The organism is Acidaminococcus sp. BV3L6 (assembly GCF_000468835.1).
Classification (GTDB): domain Bacteria; phylum Bacillota; class Negativicutes; order Acidaminococcales; family Acidaminococcaceae; genus Acidaminococcus; species Acidaminococcus intestini.
This window is the reverse complement of record NZ_AWUR01000029.1, coordinates 1-21482: the sequence shown is the minus strand read 5'-3', so window position 1 is coordinate 21482 and position 21482 is coordinate 1. Positions and strand designations below refer to the sequence as shown.

General features: G+C 51.2%; 21 protein-coding genes and 1 tRNA gene. 20 read left to right on the top strand and 2 right to left on the bottom strand.

Annotated features, from left to right (window positions below; all coding sequences use genetic code 11):
* The first annotated feature begins 15 nt into the window (after positions 1–15).
* From HMPREF1246_RS05490 to HMPREF1246_RS05415, 16 genes are all read left to right on the top strand, one after another.
* Entirely contained in the window at positions 16–525 is a 510-nt protein-coding gene (locus tag HMPREF1246_RS05490; protein WP_108911977.1) for an SIS domain-containing protein, read from the top strand.
* Positions 522–2000, top strand: a complete 1479-nt coding sequence (rfaE1, locus tag HMPREF1246_RS05485) for a D-glycero-beta-D-manno-heptose-7-phosphate kinase (protein ID WP_021736941.1) — start codon at positions 522–524, stop codon at positions 1998–2000. The genes HMPREF1246_RS05490 and rfaE1 overlap by 4 nt, the downstream gene beginning before the upstream one ends.
* The gene (rfaD, locus tag HMPREF1246_RS05480; protein WP_021736948.1) at positions 1997–2962 is read left to right on the top strand and encodes an ADP-glyceromanno-heptose 6-epimerase; all 966 of its coding nucleotides are present in this window, start codon (positions 1997–1999) and stop codon (positions 2960–2962) included. The genes rfaE1 and rfaD overlap by 4 nt, the downstream gene beginning before the upstream one ends.
* Positions 2963–2967: 5 nt before the next feature.
* The gene (locus HMPREF1246_RS05475; protein WP_035224407.1) at positions 2968–3519 is read left to right on the top strand and encodes a D-glycero-beta-D-manno-heptose 1,7-bisphosphate 7-phosphatase; all 552 of its coding nucleotides are present in this window, start codon (positions 2968–2970) and stop codon (positions 3517–3519) included.
* Positions 3485–4537, top strand: coding sequence for a lipopolysaccharide heptosyltransferase I (gene waaC, locus HMPREF1246_RS05470; protein ID WP_021736943.1), 1053 nt, complete (start codon positions 3485–3487; stop codon positions 4535–4537). The genes HMPREF1246_RS05475 and waaC overlap by 35 nt, the downstream gene beginning before the upstream one ends.
* Positions 4530–5558 (top strand): glycosyltransferase family 9 protein, encoded by a 1029-nt coding sequence (locus HMPREF1246_RS05465; RefSeq protein ID WP_021736934.1) that lies wholly within the window; start codon positions 4530–4532, stop codon positions 5556–5558. The genes waaC and HMPREF1246_RS05465 overlap by 8 nt, the downstream gene beginning before the upstream one ends.
* Before the next feature lie 21 nt (positions 5559–5579).
* Positions 5580–5810 carry a YdbC family protein gene (locus tag HMPREF1246_RS05460; protein WP_021736929.1) on the top strand — a complete coding sequence of 77 codons (231 nt, stop codon included), beginning with the start codon at positions 5580–5582 and terminating at the stop codon, positions 5808–5810.
* 116 nt (positions 5811–5926) lie between these two features.
* Positions 5927–7120 (top strand): DUF3084 domain-containing protein, encoded by a 1194-nt coding sequence (locus HMPREF1246_RS05455; RefSeq protein WP_009014814.1) that lies wholly within the window; start codon positions 5927–5929, stop codon positions 7118–7120.
* Entirely contained in the window at positions 7117–7518 is a 402-nt protein-coding gene (gene ruvX, locus HMPREF1246_RS05450; protein WP_009014813.1) for a Holliday junction resolvase RuvX, read from the top strand. Before HMPREF1246_RS05455 ends, ruvX begins: the two co-directional genes overlap by 4 nt.
* Positions 7519–7825: 307 nt before the next feature.
* Entirely contained in the window at positions 7826–9349 is a 1524-nt protein-coding gene (locus tag HMPREF1246_RS05445) for a polyphosphate--AMP phosphotransferase (protein ID WP_014128330.1), read from the top strand.
* A gap of 2 nt (positions 9350–9351) precedes the next feature.
* Entirely contained in the window at positions 9352–10158 is an 807-nt protein-coding gene (pgeF, locus tag HMPREF1246_RS05440; RefSeq protein ID WP_021736930.1) for a peptidoglycan editing factor PgeF, read from the top strand.
* A gap of 22 nt (positions 10159–10180) precedes the next feature.
* Positions 10181–10885 (top strand): YggS family pyridoxal phosphate-dependent enzyme, encoded by a 705-nt coding sequence (locus HMPREF1246_RS05435; protein ID WP_021736931.1) that lies wholly within the window; start codon positions 10181–10183, stop codon positions 10883–10885.
* Positions 10886–10899: 14 nt separating this feature from the next.
* The gene (locus HMPREF1246_RS05430; protein WP_014128331.1) at positions 10900–11397 is read left to right on the top strand and encodes a cell division protein SepF; all 498 of its coding nucleotides are present in this window, start codon (positions 10900–10902) and stop codon (positions 11395–11397) included.
* A complete protein-coding gene (proC, locus tag HMPREF1246_RS05425) occupies positions 11385–12203 on the top strand; it encodes a pyrroline-5-carboxylate reductase (protein WP_021736927.1) in 819 nt (272 codons plus the stop codon). Before HMPREF1246_RS05430 ends, proC begins: the two co-directional genes overlap by 13 nt.
* 2 nt (positions 12204–12205) lie before the next feature.
* Positions 12206–12991, top strand: coding sequence for an RNA-binding protein (locus HMPREF1246_RS05420; RefSeq protein ID WP_021736935.1), 786 nt, complete (start codon positions 12206–12208; stop codon positions 12989–12991).
* Between the two features lie 17 nt (positions 12992–13008).
* Entirely contained in the window at positions 13009–13668 is a 660-nt protein-coding gene (locus HMPREF1246_RS05415; RefSeq protein WP_009014806.1) for a histidine phosphatase family protein, read from the top strand.
* A 109-nt stretch (positions 13669–13777) separates the two neighbouring features.
* Here the strand turns inward: HMPREF1246_RS05415 and HMPREF1246_RS10835 are convergent, their stop codons facing one another.
* Positions 13778–16555 carry an S-layer homology domain-containing protein gene (locus HMPREF1246_RS10835; protein WP_231368246.1) on the bottom strand — a complete coding sequence of 926 codons (2778 nt, stop codon included), beginning with the start codon at positions 16553–16555 and terminating at the stop codon, positions 13778–13780.
* On the bottom strand, positions 16504–18822 hold the full coding sequence (locus tag HMPREF1246_RS10830; RefSeq protein WP_021736947.1) for an ESPR-type extended signal peptide-containing protein: 2319 nt from the start codon (positions 18820–18822) through the stop codon (positions 16504–16506). Before HMPREF1246_RS10830 ends, HMPREF1246_RS10835 begins: the two co-directional genes overlap by 52 nt.
* 488 nt (positions 18823–19310) lie before the next feature.
* Between HMPREF1246_RS10830 and HMPREF1246_RS05405 the strand changes: the two genes are divergently transcribed.
* The 4 genes from HMPREF1246_RS05405 to HMPREF1246_RS05390 all read left to right on the top strand — a co-directional run.
* Positions 19311–19385, top strand: a tRNA-Asn gene (locus HMPREF1246_RS05405).
* A gap of 72 nt (positions 19386–19457) precedes the next feature.
* A complete protein-coding gene (locus tag HMPREF1246_RS05400; RefSeq protein WP_021736938.1) occupies positions 19458–20270 on the top strand; it encodes a nitroreductase family protein in 813 nt (270 codons plus the stop codon).
* Positions 20271–20299: 29 nt separating this feature from the next.
* Positions 20300–20752: an Asp23/Gls24 family envelope stress response protein gene (locus HMPREF1246_RS05395; RefSeq protein WP_009014803.1), complete on the top strand. Its 453-nt coding sequence runs from the start codon at positions 20300–20302 to the stop codon at positions 20750–20752.
* 327 nt (positions 20753–21079) lie between these two features.
* Positions 21080–21482: ketopantoate reductase family protein (locus HMPREF1246_RS05390; protein WP_021736933.1), on the top strand; the 403-nt coding region annotated here is incomplete at its 3' end.

Genomic DNA, 21482 nt, shown 5'->3' with positions numbered 1-21482 from the left:
CTCGTCCACCGCGTCATGGGGAGCAAAAAGCTGATGAAGGACCTGGAAGACGCGGCAGGACTTATGAAGATGACCCTTCTTTCAGGAAACAAGATCATGTTTTGCGGCAATGGCGGTTCCGCAGCCGATGCCCAGCATTGGGCGGCTGAAATCGTAGGCCGTTTCCAAAAGGAACGGGCTGGTATGGCAGGCCTTGCCCTGACGACGGATACGTCAATCCTGACCGCTGTCGGTAATGATTACGGCTATGACCGCGTCTTTTCCCGTCAGGTCGAAGGCTTGGGACGGGAAGGGGACCTTCTGGTCGGCATCTCCACGAGCGGCAACAGCAAAAACGTGGTAGAAGCCATTTTGATGGCGAAAAACATGGGCATCCGTACCTTAGGATTTACTGCCAAAGGCGGGGGCAAGATGGCGGAACTCTGTGATATCCTTCTTGCCGTCCCTACGGAAAATACGGCCCGGGCCCAGGAAATCCATGAAATCATGGGCCATATCCTTTGTGAATTGGTGGAATGGGAATGAACAGTCAATCTGTGATTGAATTATTGACCGAAAAAATTACGCATCTGCGCATTGCCGTGATTGGTGATGTTATGCTCGATCGCTACGCCTATGGGGAGGTGCGCCGCATATCCCCGGAGGCCCCGGTTCCCGTCACGCGTGTAAAACGCCTGACTTCCGTCTTGGGCGGTGCAGGCAATGTGGCGGCAAACTTGGCAGGCCTGGGGGTCCAGGTCTATGTGGCGGGCATGACGGGTGAAGACGATCACCGCCGCGTCCTTGAGAAGAAACTGCGGGAGCTAGGGGTTGATTACAGCGGCCTCATTGCTTCCCCAAAACGCAGTACCATTACCAAGATGCGTATCATTGGCGCGCGGCAGCAGATGCTGCGTCTTGACTTCGAGGAACCGGGGGATCTCCTGCCCGATGAGGAACAGGCTCTTCTCCAGTGGCTCCGCAAGCATCTTGATGAGGGACTTGACGGGATCGTCCTTTCGGATTATGCCAAAGGAACCTGTTCAGATCGTTTCTGCCAGATGGTCATCACCCAGGCAAGGGCGGCCCATGTACCGGTCCTTGTCGATCCCAAAGGGTCCGATTGGGCCAAGTATCGGGGCTGCGACCTCATTACGCCCAATGTCAAGGAAATGTGTGAAGCGGCAGGAAAGATTGTTCCCAATGTAACGCCTGCCTTGGTGGAACTGGCCCAACAGGCTCGCGAAACCTTTGATATCCGCTATGTGGTCGTCACTCGTTCGGAAAAGGGCGTCACCCTTGTTGGAAAAGATGACGTCATTACAAAAGCTGCCACGGCACAGGAAGTCTTTGATGTTTCTGGTGCAGGGGATACGGTTGCCTCCGTGCTGCTTGCGGCCATTTCGGGAAAGCTTTCCCTTGCTGATGCTTTGGAGTTATCCAATAAGGCGGCGGGGATTGTTGTTTCCAAGGTGGGGACCTATCCTGTCCATAAAGAAGAGTTGCTTCGTGAAATCCTTGCTGATTCGCAGCCGGAAAGCTTTGACTATCGCCCCATGACCTGGGACGAAATGGCTCGATTGACAAGGACCTGGCAGCAGGCGGGAGAGACTGTTGTCTTTACCAATGGCTGCTTCGATATTCTTCATGCCGGCCATGTGCAGTATCTGCAGCAGGCTGCCCAACTGGGAAATCATCTGATCATTGGTGTCAATACGGACGACTCCGTGCGCCGTCTCAAGGGACAGACGCGTCCTTTTAACCACGAAACGGATCGGGCAAGGCTGCTTGCCAGTCTCCGTGATGTCGACGCCGTGGCCTTATTTGGGGAAGATACGCCGACGGAACTGATCAAAAAGATTCGCCCCGATATTCTCGTCAAGGGCGGCGATTACAAGAAGGAAGAGGTGGCTGGCCGGGAATATGCACGGACGGTAGAAATCCTGCCCTTCAAGGAAGGCTATTCCACGACAGGACTTGTTGAAAAGATTGTTACGCTTGTGAAGGAGGGCAAACTATGATCATTGTAACCGGTGGTGCCGGTTTTATCGGCAGCAATATCGTGAAAGGCCTGAACGACCAGGGCAGGGATGACATCCTTGTTGTCGATAATCTGACCAATATGGTGAAATTCAAGAATATCCAGGGTCTCAAGGTCATGGATTACTGTGATAAGTTGGATTTTATCGAAGACGTAAAAAACGGCAAATGGAACCATGCGCCCATCGAAGTCATCTTCCACGAAGGCGCCTGCTCCGATACGATGGAATATAACGGTAAGTATATGATGGAAAATAACTTCCAGTATACAAAGACCTTGATGCACTTTGCCATGGATCGCAAGATCCCCTTCCTCTATGCTTCTTCCGCATCAACTTATGGCAGCGGTCAGAAGGGATTCCGCGAAGAACCAGCCTGTGAAGAAGCCCTCAATGTCTATGCTTTTTCCAAGCTCTTTTTTGACAACTATGCCCGCCGCTATTTTGACAAGGCGGAAAGCCAGATTGCAGGCTTTCGGTATTTCAATGTCTACGGGCCCCAGGAAAATCACAAAGGCAAGATGGCTTCCATGGTGCGCCAGATGTTCCTTCAGTGGCAGCAAGACCACGAGGTCAAGCTCTTTGGCGAATATGATGGCTATGGCCCGGGTGAACAGACGAGGGACTTTATCTACGTCAAGGATGTCGTCAAGGTACTTTTTTATTTCTGGCAGCATCCGGAACTAAAGGGTGTCTACAACTTGGGAACCGGCAAAGCTCACACTTTTAACGATATGGCAAAGGCCATCCTGGACTTTTTTGGCAGCGGAAAGCTCGTTTATGTGCCATTCCCGGAGGTCCTCAAGGGGAAATACCAAAGCTACACCCAGGCGGATACGACAAAACTCATTCAAACGGGCTATGATGGCGGATTTACGGATTTTGCCGAGGCCGTCAAGGAATACTGCGGCGTGCTCCAGGCATCTGATGGCTATTATCGCTAAGGAGGATGGCTGTGGGACAAAAAGCCGTATTTCTTGACCGTGACGGTGTCCTTGATGTGGACACGGGATATATCAGCCGTCCGGAGCAGGTCCAGTGGGTTCCCGGCGCCAAAACGGCCTTGGCACGGCTCCATAAGCTGGGGTATGCCGTCTTTGTCGTAACTAACCAAAGCGGGATTGCAAGAGGATACTACACCGTAGAGGACATGAAGGTCCTTCATGCTTTCATGGCAAAGGAAATAGAAAAAGCCGGCGGTCAGATCACCCATTTCTATTACTGTCCCCACCACCCGACGAAAGGGACCGTCAAGGAACTGGTACATCCATGTTCTTGCCGTAAACCCCAGCCAGGCATGCTCCTGCAGGCTTTTTCTGATTACGCCCTTTTGCGGGAAGGCTCCTTCCTCATCGGAGACCGCCAAAGCGATATTGACGCTGCCCTTGCAGCAGGCCTGCCGGGCTATCTCTTCCAGGAAGGGAATCTGGATGAATTTTTGCAAAAAATCTTGCGCATCGAGGCGAATGGACGTGGACTATCAGAACATCCTCATCATTAAAATGAGCTCCCTCGGGGACGTGATCCACACGCTTCCCTTTGCGGGTGCCTTGCGGCAGCGTTTTCCCAAGGCCCGGATCTCGTGGCTTGTCCATCCCCAGTTCGGCGCTTTTATTCCAGGACCTCCCATCATTGATGAGGTCCTTTATTTTGATAAGGCCGCGTTTAACAAAATGGATTTCAAGGGGAAATGGCGCACGCTGAAAAACTTGCGTCATACCCTCCGTGAAAAACACTTTGATCTGGTTATTGACATGCAGGGACTTTTCAAAAGTGCTGTCATGAGCCTTTTAACAGGGTCGGCAACCCGCATTGGCTATGGGGAGATGAGGGAAGGCAGCGGTCTTGTTTCAAAGGCCATCATTGGACCCCATATCAAGGATCATGTCATTGAGCGCTATCTTGATGTCGCACGGTTTTTGGGTGCGGATGTAAAGGAAGTGTCCTTTCCCATGCCGTCCCTCCAACTAGAAACGGAGACGGTCGAGAAGAAGCTTGCCGCTTTAGGCTTGGTTCAAGGGACGCCGTACATTGTCCTTGCTCCTGGCGCGAGGTGGGAGACCAAAAGATGGCCTGCCGGCCATTTTGCCAAGCTGGCCCAAAAGTTCATGGATGAAGGATACAGCGTGGTTCTTTGCGGCGCACCTGATGACGTCAAATTGGGGGAGCGGATCCGCGAACTGACCAATTATCCCAAACCGCTCTTTGATCTCATTGGCCGCACGAGCCTTCGTGAACTGGGGGCCCTCATCAAAGGGGCACTTTTTTATGTGAGTGCTGATACGGGGCCGCTGCATATTGCAACCGCTTTCAAGAAAGATTTGGTTGCCCTTTATGGACCGACCCGCCCGGACCGCACAGGTCCTTATGGGGATGCAGGAGCTGTGATCCTCGTAAGCCCTGAGCCTTGCGCCGGCTGCCTCAATAAAACCTGCAGTCACTGGACCTGCATGGCCGCCATTACACCGGACGTTGTCTTTCAGGAATTTCAAAAGAAAGTAGGAAAGAACCATGATTGACCTTTCCCATAAGAAAATCATCGTGACCTTCCTCATGCATCTTGGGGATCTTGTGCTGACGACGCCGTTTATCCACGCACTGAGAAAAGCGGCGCCTACGGCAGAAATTACCTACCTTGTGGATGATAAATTAAAGGATGTGGTTCTCCATAATCCTTATATCGACCATGTGTGGACCATCGACAAAAAAGGGCGGGACAATCATCTTCGGGCGCTTTGGGCCATGGGACAGAAAATCACAGACGGGAAGTTTGACGTTCTCATCAACCTTCACCCTAATGAGCGCTGTTCCTTTATCGATGCCGTGGCTCGGGTGCCTGTCAAAGTGGGCGCCAGTCATTTTCTTTTCCGCGGTTTTTTTGACCCCTGCATCAAGCTGGACCGCACCCTTCACGCCGCCGATATGTATCTTGATGTCCTTACCCGCTTGGGTGTGACCCATCTGGAGCATCGTGGTCTGGAAGTTTTCCCCGGCAAGGCGGATTACCAAAAAGCCGAGGCCTTTTGGCAGGGGGCGGGCCTATCCCCTGAAACGGGCCTAGTGGGCTTTAACATCGGAAGTGCCGTTGAAACAAAACGCTGGGCACCGGAACGCTTTGCCGCTGTCGCCGATACCCTTAAGGAAGAAGGCTATGAAACCGTCTTTTTTGGCGGACCCATGGACCGGGAGATGGTGGAGGCTGCTATTTCCAAGATGAAGACAAAGCCCCTTGTTGCCACGGGAAAGTTTTCTATTGGCGAACTGGCGGCTGCCATGAGCCGCTGTCAGCTCATTATCACCAATGACAGTGGACCCATGCATGTAGCCATCAGTCAAAAAGTCCCCATCGTAGCCATGTATGGACCGAGCCATCCTGATCTTTATGGACCCTATACGAAAGATGCCATCATTGTCAAAGCCATTCCCCCTTGTGATGGCTGCCGCAGCGGTATGAAGCATCACTGCGAGGATATGCGCTGCATGCGCCAGCTTACGGTGGACCAGGTCCTTGGTGCTGCCTATACGATGCTGCGGCGCTGAGACAAAAAAGGAGGAGAAGCGATGGCGGGAAAAGAATTCAGCTATGAAATCGTCAAACAGGTTGCTGTCCTTTCTAAAAGCCCGAAAGGGTGGACCAAGGAAGTCAATGTGATTTCCTGGAATGGCGGAACGCCAAAGTACGACATTCGCGACTGGGCGCCGGATCATAGTAAAATGGGAAAGGGCGTGACCTTATCGGTTGAAGAAGCAGTCCATCTCCTGAAAGCCCTTCAGGAAGAAAACCTTCTCTAAAAGGAAAAGTCACCCGTTGACTCTTTTTAGAGGCTTCGCTATAGTAAAGATAAGAAGGGGTTGATTCCCCAAGTGGTCCTTGTGACTACGACACCAATAAGAAGGGAGGACCGAATATGCTTGGCATTGTATTGATTCTTGTCCTTGCCCTCATGGGCGGGCTCATTGCTTATTTAGGTGACAAACTTGGCAGTAAGATTGGCAAAAAAAGACTCAGCCTATTCGGCCTGCGCCCTCATGACACCTCTGTCCTTATGACCATCATTAGCGGCATCCTTGTTGCTGCCATGACTATGGGCGTCCTGACCGTCAGCAGCAAGGAAGTTAGGACCGCGCTTTTTGGCATGAAAAAGCTTCAGGAAGAACTGCAGACCCTGACCGCTTCCCGTGATGAGGCAAAACGGGAGCTGTCGGCCCAAAGCACTACCATCAAGGAACTGGACCGCCAGATTGGTGAAGCGCAAAAAGCCCTGACCCAAGCAAAAAGCGAAAAAGAAGCGGCCGAAGCCCAAATGGAAGAAGCCCGCAGCAGCCTTGCTTCCATGCAGGCCCAGTATGAAGAGGCCAGTCAGCGTCTAAAAGCAGCCCAACGGCAAGCCGAGGAAGCCGAAAAAGCCCGTGACAACCTGCAGCGGGACGTCAAGGATCTGGAAGAACAGTCCCGGAAGCTCCGTGAAAATATCGTGACCATCCGGGAAGGCAACGTGGTCTTCCGCAGCGGGGAAATCCTTTTCTCCGGTTCCCTGCAGGGAGGACTCAGTAAGGAAGAAACCCAAAAAGAGATGGAAGCATTCCTGAATGCGGCCAACCATGCCGTGGGTGAACGGGTGGGAACGCCGCCAGGCACGCCCGTCATTTGGCTCAGCAAAGATTCTGTGGAACAAACGGCCCACGAGCTGTCCCAGCAGAAAGGGACCATGTATGTCCGGCTGTGTGCGGCTGGAAACATCCTTTCCGGGGAAGTGGTTGTCAGCCGGTTGGAAATGACCCCCAATACCATCGTCTATCATAACGGCGATACGATCCTGCGCCAAACCATTACGGTCAAACCCAATACAGAGCAGGTTGACCTTGCCTTGATGGCCTTTTTGAAGGATGTCAACCGCATGGCTCAGGCAGGTGGCGTCATTCCTGATCCCCTGACAGGGAAGGTGGGTGCTATCTCGAGCCGTGACCTTGTCCGTGCCAGCGAGCATATTTCCGAACTGGGCGGTCATGTGACCATTACGGCAAAAGCAAAACAGGATGTGACTGTTGCAGGCCCCGTGGTTCTCGAGTTCGTCATCCGTCCGGCGGAGGAAAACGAATGAAGAAGATTCTCGGCATCGATCCAGGAAAGGACAAGACAGGAGCCGCTCTGTGTGAGGAATCGGGAAAGATCCTTCGCTGTGAAGTGCTCCTCATGGAGCATTTCCTTGCATCCTTACAGAAATTCCTCGATCATGTGCCCGTAACGGAATGCGTCCTTGGAAATGGGACGACCAGTGCATCCATGCAAAAGACCCTCCTTGCAGCCTACCCGGATCTTGCCATCCACATCATTGATGAGGCCCACAGCACGGAAGAAGCACGGCAGCTATATTGGAAGCTGCATCCTCCCAAGGGCCTCATGAAACTCATTCCTTTGGGCATGCGCACGCCGCCGGGAAACATGGACGGCCTTGCCGCCGTGATCCTCGTGCAGCGCTATCTTTCAAGCAAAAAATAGAGTTATCCCTCTGACCGTAGTGGGTCAGAGGGATTTTTTAGGTTCTTTGTCAAATGTTGGGCCACAATCTGGGAAGGCAACTGGCTAATAGCCTGCACCTATAGCCGGTTCAGGAATGATTAGCTAAGAGGCATTTTCATTGCGCATGTTGTAATGATTACGGCCGTGGGCAGCGCGTGCAGATCATTGATCCACTTTGCATACCAAGCAAAAACCACGGGAACCCTTCCTTTCCCTAGGAAAAAACAGTATAATAAAGTATTGAACATCAATCTCCAATGGCTGATCAGCAAAGGAAGCGATGCCGATGTTAAATCAGATCGATTTGTCTAAAAAGACGCCCAAGGGCACCTATGCCAAGCAGTTTGACAAGAAAAGTGCGGAACTGGGCTATTTGGGCCGTGCCCTGCGCGATGCCAAGGTGCCGGTCATTATCCTTTTTGAGGGATTCCGTGGGACTTATCGGGGAAAGCTCATCAACAAGGTCATCAGCGCCCTTGATCCGCGCGGATTCCGGGTGTATTCCGCGTCAAAGACGACGGAGCGGCAGAAGATGAGTCCCTTCTTCACCCAGTTCTGGAAAGAGCTGCCCCCTATGGGCGGAATCAGTATCCATCACCGTGCCTGGTATTTTCTCCGCAATGAACATGATGTAGGTGATCCGGACGAGGCAGCGGAATGGTACAATGTGCCTTTTCATGAAATCAACGATTTTGAACGGACCCTCTATTTGGGCGGGTATCGTATAATCAAGCTTTTTACCCATATTTCTCAAAAGCAGCAGGAAAAGAATATCGCCAAAGACAAGGATTCCCTGGGAAGCCGCTGGGAAGCCCTGACACCGGCTGGTATCGAAGGTGTTGACTATAAGGCTTACCGCAATGTCTACGAAAAGATGCTGACGGAAACAAATACGGTCTATGCACCGTGGCATGTCATTCCGATGGAAGATGTGCGGACTGGTATCCTTGAGACCATGGATGTCCTTATCAGTGAGTTCAAGGCGGCTTTATCGGCGGCAGAGACCCAAAAAGAAAGCTCGCAGGCACCGCTGTCCTATGCTTCCGATCCCTCCATCCCGTCCATCTTGGCGCGCTATGACTGCAATAAGGATATGGACGAGAAGACCTATGATGAAAAGCTTAAAAAATACCAGAAACGGCTGGCAGAGCTTCAGGTGGAACTTGCCAAACGGAAAATCAGTACGGTTGTGGCTTTTGAAGGCTGGGATGCAGGCGGCAAAGGCGGGGCCATCAGACGCCTGACATCGGCTTTGGACCCTTTGGGGTACAAGGTCAATCCTGTAAGTGCGCCGAATGATATCGAAAAAGCCTATCATTATCTCTGGCGCTTTTGGACCAAGATTCCGGAACCGGGAGAAATCGCTGTCTTTGACCGTACGTGGTACGGCCGCGTCCTTGTCGAACGGGTGGAGCATTTTACGCCCGTAAAGGACTGGAAACGGGGCTACGAGGAAATTAACGAAATGGAAGAGGAATGGGCAAAGCAGGGCTTCATTGTCCAGAAGTTCTGGATGCATATTGATCCGGATGAGCAGTTCCGCCGCTTCAAGGCCCGTGAGGAAGATCCTGATAAGACGTGGAAAATTACGGCAGAAGATTGGCGCAACCGCGACAAGTGGGATGCTTATGTCGATGCCGTCAATGAAATGCTTTACCGGACTGATACCCCTTATGCCCCATGGACCGTGGTTGAAGGCAATAATAAATACTATGCCCGCCTCAAGGTCATGAGCACCATGATCGACCGTATGGAAAAGGCCTTGGCTGCGGTTGATGATAAGGCTGGCAGCAAGGCAAAGAAAGGCTGATTATGGAGACGTTCTGTTATGAAACAAAAGAAGGCGTGACCTATGGCTATTTCCCGGTTTTGCGGGAAATGGGCTTTGAGAACGCCTTTACCTGTATGGAGGGCGGGGAAAGTGCCATCCTTCCCCATACGCTTAATATGGCCCTTCACGTGGGGGATGAAGCGGCGCTTGTTATAAGGAACCGGGAAAAAGCGGCCCGCGCCCTTTCCATTTCGCTTGACCGCACGGTGACCTGCGCCCAGATCCATGGGAGCCAGATAGCAGTGGTAGATGCCGCCCAGGCTGGCCGTGGGGCAAGGGACTTTGGAACGACTCTTGCCGGTGTGGATGGCCTTGCATCGGGTGAAAAGGATCTTCCCCTCATGCTTTTTTATGCGGACTGTACACCCATCATGATTGTGGATCCCGTCCAAAAAGGAGCAGCCCTGCTGCATGCTGGCTGGCGGGGTACAGTGGGTGCCATCGGGCCCAAGGCCGTTTCTGTCATGAAAGAGACGTTTCACAGTCAGCCCCGGGACCTTGTTGCGGCCATTGGTCCTTCCATTGGTCCCAAGGATTATGAGGTTGATGACAGGGTGCGTAACGCGGCGCCTGGCTATGAAGCGTTCTTTATCCAGACGCGGCCCCATCACTATTTGATGGATCTATGGCACCTTAATGCAGCGATGCTCCAAAAAGCAGGGATCCCAACAAACCAGATTTATCTTGCTGGAGTATCGACCTTTTCCTCTGACCACTATTTTTCCTATCGCCGTGATCATGGCCGGACGGGAAGGCTTGCTGCCATTTTATTTCAACGTGGAAGGTAAAACTCGTAAGGAGATGTTGTGCATGCTTTCGGAAAAACTTGCCTCAGTTCAGAAAAAAATCGATGAGGCCTTGGCTCTTCGCAAGGAAAAGAAGGTGACAGGGGATACGGTGACCATTCTTGCTGTCACTAAGAACCATCCCCCTGAGGTGGTTACGGAGGCCCTTGACGCAGGGCTTACGGAAATTGGGGAAAACCGGGTCCAGGAGGCGATGCATAAGCAGGAAGTCCTGCCGAAAAGAGGTCATTGGCACCTTATTGGTCATCTCCAGACCAATAAGGCTAAACATGCGGTAGAACATTTTGACCTTATTGAATCGGCGGACAGTGCCAAGATCTTGACCCATCTGGATAGGGCGGCCGAACAGGTTGGCAAGGTGCAGGATGTGCTGCTTCAGATCAATGAAGCGGGGGAGAGCCAAAAAAGTGGCTTTCAACCGGCCGATTTCAGGGCCATTGTAAAAACGCTGGATGCTTATCCTCATCTGCGTGTCCGCGGCGTCATGGTCATTGCCCAGGCAACGGACCAGGTGGAAGAAACGCGTCCTGTTTTCCGCGCGGGGTATGAGGATTTCCTTTTCCTCAGGGACGCACTCAAGCATAAAGATGTCAACATCCTTTCCATGGGCATGACCCATGATTATTGGATTGCCGTAGAAGAAGGCGCCAATGAAATCCGTGTGGGTTCCGCTCTTTTTGGTGCCCGCGACTATACCCTCAAATTTTAAGGAGAGAAGATTCCATGAAATTTTTCGATAATATCATGCGTGCCATCGGCCTCAAGGAAGAAGAGGACAACGAATTCGAATTTGACGATGAAAAAAAGGACAATGTCGTGCCTATGTTTGGCACCAAAAGTTATGGCAGCGAAAGTCATCGCGGTTATGAAACAAACCGCTATGAAGAGTCACGTCATACGGGACGGGACAATCTCATTGCCATGCCCCATGCGCAAAAATCCGTGAGCGTTGTCGTCGTGGAACCCATTGGTTTTGACGAGGTCCAGAAAATGGCGGATTACCTGCGTAATAACCAGCCTGTGGTGATCAACTTTGAAAATACGGATAACGATGTGCGCAAACGTATTGTGGATTTTATCAGTGGCACCATCTATGCCCTTGATGGGTCTTTGCGCAAAGTTGGACGCAATATCATGGTCTGCGCACCGCAAAATGTTGAAATCGACGTGGAAAATACGAATTACACAAGTGAAAGCGAGGCTGAACCATGGGAGAGATAAATCCAAAGATTGCTTTTATTGGCTGCGGAGCGATGGGAGAGGCCATCTTAAAGGGTATGCTCCTGGGAAATGTCGCTTCTGAATCCGATATTGCCCTTTCCGTCCCTTCCCAAAAGAGCCAGGACCGGCTGCGCGCGTCCTATCCAAAGGCCGCTGTTTACGGAAAAAATGAAGAGGCTGTACAGGGTGCTGACCTTGTCATCCTTGCTGTAAAACCGCAGATGGCCCATAAGGCTGTCACGGCAGACATGCTGGAGACCCTTCCAAAGGAAGCTGCAATCCTTTCCATCATGGGAAGTTTTGACCTTGCAAAGCTTCACGCTCTTGTGCCGGCCCACGCCGTCATCCGTGCCATGCCCAATACCCCCCTTGCCGTTGGCATGGGGATGACGGCCCTTACCGCCGATGACGCCGTGACCGAAGACATGAAGGCCTTCGCGGGGACCATCTTCAATTCCTGCGGCGAGGCCATTTGGGTTGATGAAAGCGCCATGGAAGCCATTACGGCCATCAGTGGCTGCGGACCGGGTTACTTTTTTGTAGTCATGGATGCCCTCGCTGACGCGGGTGTCATGGCAGGCCTTCCGCGTGCCCTTGCCATCAAGCTTGCCGCTGCCACCATGGCAGGAAGTGGCATGATGGGTCTTAAGACAGGCCTTCACCCCGCCCAGCTGCGCGATCAGGTGACAAGTCCCGGGGGTACGACCATTGCAGGCATCAAGGCCCTTGAAAATCACGGAGTGAGAGGAGCGTTCTATGACGCTGTCGATGCTGTTTTGAAGCGAAGTGCAGCGCTCAAGAAATAACTATGGCAGATCGAGAAAAAATCCTTAGATTCTTTAAAGCCGGCGGAGACGAGGAACTGGCGGGAAAACTTATTGACCTTGCAGACCAGGCCCGCCGCAATCGCCGCTATATGGTCAGTGATTTCATGGATCCCCATGGCATCAATGTGGCCGATATTGTCGCGTCAAACTATACACAGATTACTATGAAGAGCTTCGGGGGCTTTCAAAATGCCGAACGGATGCGTATTGCCTATGTTGTGGACGATTTTTATGGTGAACCGGATTTTTGCATTGCGGCCCTTCTTGTAACCTGGGACAAACGTTATTATGATGTGGGTCACCGCGATGTTCTGGGAGCTTTTACGGGTATGGGCTGCAGCCGGGATATCTTGGGAGACATTGTCTTTACCGACGAGGGAGCCCAGATGGTTGTTGACAAGACCATGGTCCCTTTTATCCTTTCCAACTTGACACAGATCGGGGCGGCCACGGTAGAAGTAAAGGAAATTCCCCTAACGGAGCTCAAGGAAAAGGAGCAGCGTGTCAAGGTCATTTCCGCCACCGTTTCAGCCCTTCGGCTGGATGCTGTCGCGGCAGCTGGCTTTGGCGTTTCCCGTTCCCGCATGGCCGAGGAAATCAAGGGGCAGAATGTGCGCGTCAATTGGCAGGACGCCAAAAATCCTTCCCAGCTTGTCAAGGAAGGGGATGTGATTTCCTTTAGAAGCCGAGGCAGGGCAGAACTTGCTGAAGTGCGCGGTACTACCAAAAAAGGTCGTATGGCCATTACCATGAAGCGGTATCTCTGATTGGGAGGAGGCCCATTATGATTCTACTCATCCGTCACGGTGAAGCAGAGCATCACGTCAAGGCCCTTACTGGTGGCTGGACTGATTCATGCCTTACGGCAGACGGCAAGGTCCAAATGGAGAAACTGGCAGCGGTCCTCAAAAAGGATTTTGCTGGAAGGAAACCACCCCGTTTGGCAGCAAGTGACCTGCAGCGCTGTCAGCTAGGCGCGGCCATCCTTAAAAAGGCGCTTGGTATCAAGGAAATGATCCTTTTTGAGGCCTTGCGTGAAAAAAATAATGGAAAGGCTGCCGGCAAGAGCGTCATTGCCGCAAAGGCTTTTTACCATGCTCCAAAAACGGGACGCGAACTTGATCATCGCAATTATGATGAAGGGGAGACGCGGCGGGAGTTCTATGAGCGGACGATTGATGGGATAAAGGATGTCCTTTCTGGGACGGAAGACCTTATCATCGTCGCCCATAAAGGATCTATCCAAAATATCCTTTTCTACTGGATGGGCTATTCCATTGATGAAGTGGCTTTCAAGAAAGTGTCCTTTGATATCCGTCCGGCGTCGCTTACGATGATTGGTATCAATAAGTGGGATGAACATGCCATCTTCCTTTTGAATGACCTTTCCTATCTGCGAAGTGATGAGAAAATTGGCCTCTTTGATTTTCCAATCAAGCGATAACACGTAAAACAAGGCTCCGTGAAGTAGTTTTACTTCACGGAGCCTTGTTTTTATGGGGAAATTGCAGTCTTCCGAAAGGGCGGGAAGGTCGGGGCCCATCCAACCCGGATTATTTACCGGCCTGAATCGGTTTATTTACGCGGACACGTTCAATGGTTGGGTTCCCGTTCCGGTCTTTCTGAATCGTGTCGATACGGATGTACTTCAGTTCCGGTGAGAAGTCCTTAACTAGACGGCTCAGTTCCGGATCGGTGGAAGCCATGCCGCTTTGGACGATGCGGTAGACGATGGCGGCAAATTCATAGCGGCTCATCATGCGATTGCCCTTGAACTCGCCATCGGGATAGCCTTTGAGGACGCCGTTACCGGCAAGCTTTGTCACATATTCATAGGCCCAATGGTTTTCTGCCACGTCAGGGAAGAGCTCGCTCTTCATGGGATCGATCTTAAAGCCATGGACGGCTTTAAGCTGGGCAATTTCCGCACTTTGTTCAGCAAGCGCCTTGCGCATATCGCGGATTTCCTTTGCCATGGCAACGCGGGAATTGGAGACGTTGTTGTTTTGGCCCAATTTAAAGGTGACGCCAGCATTGACCATGTTTTCACCACCGCCCATGGAGCCGCCGACGCTGAACATGACATCTTCAGTCGGACGATAGAAAGCCCCGAAGGCAACGGCGTGGCTGCCGCGGTAGTTGCCGTAGCCGCCAGCAAAATCCCACTTGTCATCTGGATCGAAGTCGTTGGGGTGGAGAGCGGCAAGGGCGGCCGCATTGGCACCGGCATGGCTGATCCGATTGTCAAGGTTGTTGATGCGGCCATCAACCCGGTTGAATTCCTGCTGGACATCGATGTTCATGCCGCGGAGCTGGCTGACGTTGACCGCATCGGTCGGCGCTGTACCAGGCGCAACGTTGTGGATCTGGTTCTGGTCCATGTCGATGTTGGTCCCGTTTTCGACCTTGAATTCACCGCCTTTGACGGTGAGGTTATTAGTCGTGACAGACTGACTCGTTACGGAGTTCAGGTTCGTCAAATCCGAAGCAAGCTGAACATGGAAGCCAGCAGCTCCGTTATCCGCTGTAAAGCTGCGGACGCCGATGTTGTTGTCAGTAAGCGTGCCCGAAGCTCCGCCCTTTAAGGTGAGCTGGGTATTGAGGACCCGGTCCACTTTGGTGCTGTCATCGCCGATGAAGGAAAGACCATCTTCCATGGTGGCAATGGCATAGGTCGATTCAGCCGTCTCCGTGCCAGATGCTGCGGCGCGCAGGCGAGAAGAGGAATTTGCCGTTCCGGATAGGGCCGCACGATGGATGGTCGCACTGCCGTCCAGGGAGGAAGAAGCTTCCGTAGCTGTGAGTTTGGCCGTTTCCTGTCCCTGATTGTTCTTGAGTGTCAAGGACCCGTCTTGGGTATCACTGCCAAGGACCACATCTTTGTTCAGCTTGACAATCATGGCCTGATGTTCACTGTCTGCAACAACACCAATGTTGCCGTCGGTGAGCTGCTGCTTAAGGCCTTCTTCTGTCGTAACGGAATTGCCTGCAAGATCTTTCGTCTGGCCGACGATGTTGATGTGACCGTCAGATCCTACATTGACTATATTCTTGTCATCTGTAAGATTCGAGTTATCTCCCAAATAGTGATGATCGCGCGTTGCATAGTAGAGCTGGGAACCGTTCACGGCATCGGTACTGTCTTTACCGACAAGACCGGCGGCAACGTTCTGGACGCGGCGATAATTTCCTTCGCTTCCTACCGTAACGACGCCTGTGGCTTCCGAACCCGCAAATGTTGCTGTTTCCCCGCTGCGGGTTGTGTAGTTGGCGTCCTTGCTGTCATAGTTGTATGTCCCCACGCCGGACGTTGTTTCATCGGCTGTCTTTTTGGCGGAACTGCCGGAACCAATGTAGGCGGAATTGCCCACCGTCGCATTGACATCACTTCCCAGGATCTGGATGTTGTTCATATCTGCTTTACGTCCTTGGAGGGGGATGTCGACAGTGTTGTTGTTGCCAACAATATTGATGTTCTCGGTCTTATTGGCTGCGTCATCCACATTGCGCCCCTTGATCGTATTGTCAAACCCGTCAATCGTGATGCCCTTCAGGCTGCCAGCTTCTGCCATCTGAGAGGCCTCTCCCAATACCTTGTTATTGGACCCGCTGATCTGGACATCCGTGATAGTAAACCCTTCGTTTTCCTGGCTGATGGTATTGCCGTTGCCTACCGCGTGAGCGTCCGTAACAGATCCTTTATGTTCGTCTTGGTTATTATAAATGGCTGAAATCTTGTTATTGTTGCCAATGAGTCCCGATTCGTAAATCGGATTAGAGGGACCATCGCCCGTGTTATCCATGGTATTTCCTGTTCCAAAGGCATGATTTCGATCACCTTCTACTGTGTTGTGAGCGCCTACGACGGTAGATGTCGAACCATTGACTTTGGTGCTGGTCCCCACCGCAATCGAGTCGGTTGCGCTGGCGTCCGTCCCGGATTCTTTACCAATGGAAATGGAACCATTGCCGGCAGCAACGGCCTGATCTCCTGCTGCGATGGAGCTGTCCCCGGAAGTCTCGGCATAATAACCAATCGCAATGGAATGATTCCCTTGATTGGAACTTTCATTATTTTCGTTGACCTGGTTGTAGTTGGTCGCTCTCGTCCCAATGGCAATGGAATGATCGGTCTGTGCAATCGATCCCGACCCAATGGATACGGAACGTTCCCCCTTTGCTTCTGTTAAATGGGTACTGTCGCCTGGGTCAGTTGACTTGATGGGCCCTTCGGAGCCGATGGCAATGCTGCCGGCTCCTGTTGATTTTGTGTTATTGCCTATGGCAAGGGCGTCATCAGCCTGAGCCGCAGTCCTCGGCCCAATTGCCATGGCGTTTTTGTTGTCTGGACTCGTTCCGTCATTGCTTTTATTTCCCGTGCTCGTATTTTCATTGGAACTGACAGAAAAATACTTTTTCGACAGGGCTTCAATACTGCTGTTAAGGTTGCTGATCTGTTGATCGACATAGTTTTTGGTGACATCGCCGTTTTTAACTGACGCACGGTCACGGCATCACTGTCAAGAGAGCCGTCTGCTACGTTGGAAATACGGCGCAGATTTTCGCTTGTCCCGACGGAAACATAACTGGAAGGGGCGATTTGCTGCGTTAGATAGCCCGTTCCAGAAACAATGGCTTGGGCATCCGAACCAGACCCAATGGCAACATTTCCGTTTTTGGCAACGGAATTATAGCCAAAGGCAATACTGCCCGTATCATAGGCGTGAGCGTTATCTCCAAAGGCCATTGCATATTGCCCGTTTGAAAGGGCGGCCCGCCCAATGGCTGTGCTGTTACTGTAGGAGGTTGCATTGGCGCCAATGGCGATGGCGTATTGTGTGGTGTCTGTTCCGCTTATTTCAGAAAAATTATTGGCTTTGTAACCAATGGACACATTATAGCCATTTTGCGGATTATCCAGGGTTTGTTCCGTTTTGAATCCCTGACCTGCCTCGGAGCCAATGGATACATTGTAGTTGCTGTGGACATTGGAACCTGCTTTATCACCGATTGCGACATTTGCTGTTCCTACCACATTTTGTCCTGCTGCAACACCAATGGCAATGAGGGAACCATCTACATTGGCCCTTTTTGCATCTGATCCCACGCCAGCGAGATTCCCGATGGAAATATCGCCGCCGCTGGTCGCTACAGCACCATTACCAAAGGCTTGGGCGTTGGGCGCACTGCTGGTTGCACCAAATCCTATGGCAAGAGAGTCTTCGCTGGCCTTGGCATTATTTCCCAAAGCCATACTGTTTTTTTCAGAGAATGCTTTGTAGCCGATAGCAATGGCGTCGGCTTTATCAGCGTTTGCGTTGGACCCAATCACTATGGCGTGAGTCGCATTATTATTCACCTTTGCGTTATAGCCAATCGCAATGGCTTCATTTGTTGTATTTCCATTGAGGTTATCTGCTGCAATGGTGGCACCTGCACCAAGGGCGAGGGAGTAGCTTGCTCCATATACTTTGGCATCGCTGCCGATGGCGAGACTTCCTTTGGAAGCAACCGTTCCGGATCCGTCAATGGGCACGTTCTGAACTTCCGCATTGTGCCCAATGGCGATGGCGTCATTGCCGCGGGCGTTGGACAAGGTCCCAATGGAGATGGAATCAACACCGCCTTGATTGGTTGCCGTGTCAGAGCCAAGGTCTGCTCCCATGTCAGCAGTCGCCCCCGTAATGGCTCCCTGACCGATTGCGATGCCGCGGCTTGCCGTCGATTTTGTCACAGCTCCATCACCCAACGTGATGCTCTGGTTGGCCTTACTGTTGGCATTCGGACCAATGGCAACGGAGTTTCCGCCTTCCGCCTTGGCTTCACCGTCCGTCATGGTCGTTGTCTTTGTTTCAGTCGTTCCATCTTCCTTGGTCATGGTTTCTGTATAGGAAGACGTGGACGATTTCGTCTTGAAATATTTGGTTAGCCCTGACTGCCCCGTGATGGTCCCACTTTCGTCTGTCTTAAATCCCAGGGAATCAGCAAGTTCTTTGATCTTGCTTCGATTTTCATTGATTTTTGAGCGGTTTGTTCCAATCGCAGTGGCATTTTCTGATACTCTGGAGCTAAGCGTATCAAGGTCAGATTGATCGGCCTTTCCCGAAAGGGATGCTTGTGCGGCAGCAATATCGGTTTTATTTTTTGCGATATCGGTTTTGTTTTGATCAATGGCCGCTTTATTGGCAGCGACCTTCTCATTTGTCGCCGTATCAGCCGCTTTTCGTTCTGCTGTCTCTTTATTTAGGTCTGTTTGTTCCGCCTTACCGGAAATTGAGGCCTGCTGCGCTTCGACTGTTCTTGTAACGGCGCGGATCCCAGACTGATTGCTTTCAATGGCTGTTTTGTTGGCCGCAATATTGGTCTTGTTCTGCGCAATGGCGGCACTATTGGCAGCGACTTGTTCTTCCGTCGTTGCTGCATAAGACGGAAGTGGGGCGGCGATGAGACTTGCCCCGATAAGGCACGACAAAACGAGACCGCGTAGGAGGCTGCGCCGTCCCTGACGCTCAGCACGGGTAAATCCACCGCTGATTTCGGAGACGACTTGGACCAATCGTCTTTTCTTGTTGTAAATGACCTTATACGCTCTGTTCATATGAAATTTCCCCCTTTTTTTGATGAAAGGCGCTGTCACATGTGGGCCGCAGAAAGCGGCTTTGGGCCTTACTAGAAAAAATCCCCATAATATATTATTAGAAGCTTATGAAACATTATTATATGTAATTGACATAATTAATGAAACATAAGCTACATAAACTAAGAAAATTAAAAGATATTTAATAATAATAATTTTATGATTTAATTTTATCTCATTTTTAAGTAAAAAGAAAGTCGTTTTGTCTGAATTCATATAATCAATATTATATGAGTGCAAAATAATATAAAGATATAATAAAATTAACAATACATAGTAAGGGTTAAAATGATAAAAGCCTTATATTCTATCATTTTCTCCAGAGGCCTTGACTTCCTGGGGTTAACGGATGAGGTGCGAGTTCCTACGGCACTGCCCAAAAAAGAATTTGCAAAAAGGCTTGACAAGAAAGCCCCAATCCCTTATACTAAACAACGTTGATAAGACATTCCCCGATAGCTCAATGGTAGAGCACTCGACTGTTAATCGAGTTGTTGTAAGTTCGAGTCTTACTCGGGGAGCCAATTAAAGAATAGGCCGGACGGTTGTCCGGCTTTTTTTGGATATGTACTGAAAAAGTTTTGAGGTGTGTATAGGTGGCAGGAATAATCACAATCGATAAAGAAAAATGTACGCGGTGCGGCACGTGCGCAAAGGTCTGCCCGAGTTGTATCCTGGAAATGGATACCGAAGGCCCGGTCTGTATCAATGACCTGTCCTGTATGTCCTGCGGTCACTGCGTCGCTGTGTGCCCCACGGGGGCCCTTGACAATTCCCGCTGCCCGAAGGCTGAGATGAATCCCATCACCCGTCCCATGCTGGACCCGGATACGGCGCTGGAATTTCTCCGTCAACGCCGGAGCATCCGGAATTTTCGCGATGAATTGGTACCGGAAGAAAAGATCCGTCAGCTTCTTGAAGCAGCCCGGTTTGCTCCGACGGCTGCCAATTCCCAGGGCATGTATTACCTTGTTATTCAGGATCGGGACCTGATCAAGAAAATTACGGACTGTGTGGCTGACTGGATGCAGGAACAGATTGACAATAAATCCCCACAAAAGCGGTATTTCATAAAAGTCCTTCATGTGTACCGTGAACGAGGCATTGATATCATCGGACGCAACGCCCGTCAGCTCATCTTTGTTTTGGCTCGCCGCCTTAATGTGACAGGCCCCAGCAACAGTGAGCAGTCCCTTGCTTATGCGGAATTGTACGCACCGACCTTGGGACTTGGCACGACCATCATGGGCTTTATTGAAACCTGCCTTCGGGCCGATTATGCGCCGCTGCGGGAACTGCTCCAGATTCCAACAAAACAAGTGGGGGTTGGCTGCCTGCTCGTAGGCTATCCGCGCTATCGCTATCATAAACTTGTAGATCGTCAGCATCTGAAAGTGGAATTTCGCTGAAAGATGCGCAGCCAAAAGGAGGGATTTTGATGATCCAAGGAAAAACCATCATCAGTGACGAAGTGTTTGTCGATATTGTTCGTGCTGCTGCCCAGGACCTTGGGCATGTGACCCTCTCGTTAAATGAAGGTAGCTCCCTTTTTTCCCTGGCTAAACGGGTTACGGACAAGATGGTTCCCCAAATTTCCGTCCGTAAAAGTGATACCACCGTTGACGAAAACGGGACCGTTACGAAGGGTCATGTCAGTTTTGAACTAAAAGTGGCTGTTGAATATGGATCCAATATCCCCGAAGTCGTGGAAAACCTGCGTCAGGCCATTGTAAAAGAAGTGGCTGCCCTTACCGATTTTTATGTTGATTCTGTTGATGTAGTGGTCGCCCGCTTGGTGAACATCCAGAAAGAAGCGGCCCCCCTTGTAACAGAACAAGAAAAAGCTGCTGTTCCGGAAGCAGAAAAAGAATCCCCTGCAGCACAAGAATAAAAAATGGATCTCCATCTGATTGCATGAGTTCAGATGGAGACTTTTTTATGCATAGACCACTTTGTCCCCTGTCCAATTGGTCTTAGCCTGCTTTTTTAAGGGTGACAGCAGTCTATTTGATGGTCGTTTAGGTTGCCCCATGGCAAGCGCGGGAAATTTCCGTTCAGAATATCTGGAAAAAGAAAAATTCACCGTAATGTTGACTGGGTATAGGGGACTGTCCTTTTCTTTTTTCCCTATCTTTCTGTATAATGAGGATAAGAGATGAATCCATTGCGGCGGACCCCCTCATCGGTGTCCCCCTTATCGATCAAAGGAGACTGACCTATGGAAATCAAGAAAGTGGCACTGATTGGAGCTGGCGCCATTGGAAGTTATCTTATCTGGGGGCTTAGCAGGCTGGCTGACCTATCTTTTACTGTCATCGCGGATGGACAGCGGGGAGAAAGGCTTCGTGAAAAAGGACTTGTCATCAATGGGGAGCCTTTCCGCCCCATGGTACAAGGAGCGGAAGAAACGGGCCCTGTAGACCTTATTTTTGTGACCGTCAAATATGGGGCGCTTTCTGCCATTTTACCGGCCGTAACCGCTCTTACCGATTCGCGTACCATGATCATAAGCCTCATGAATGGGGTGGACAGTGAGGCCGTTTTGGAAGCGGCCGTAGGAAAAGGTCATATTGTCCCGGCTCTTCTTCGTATTGCTTCCCATCGGGAGCGAGGAAAAGAGG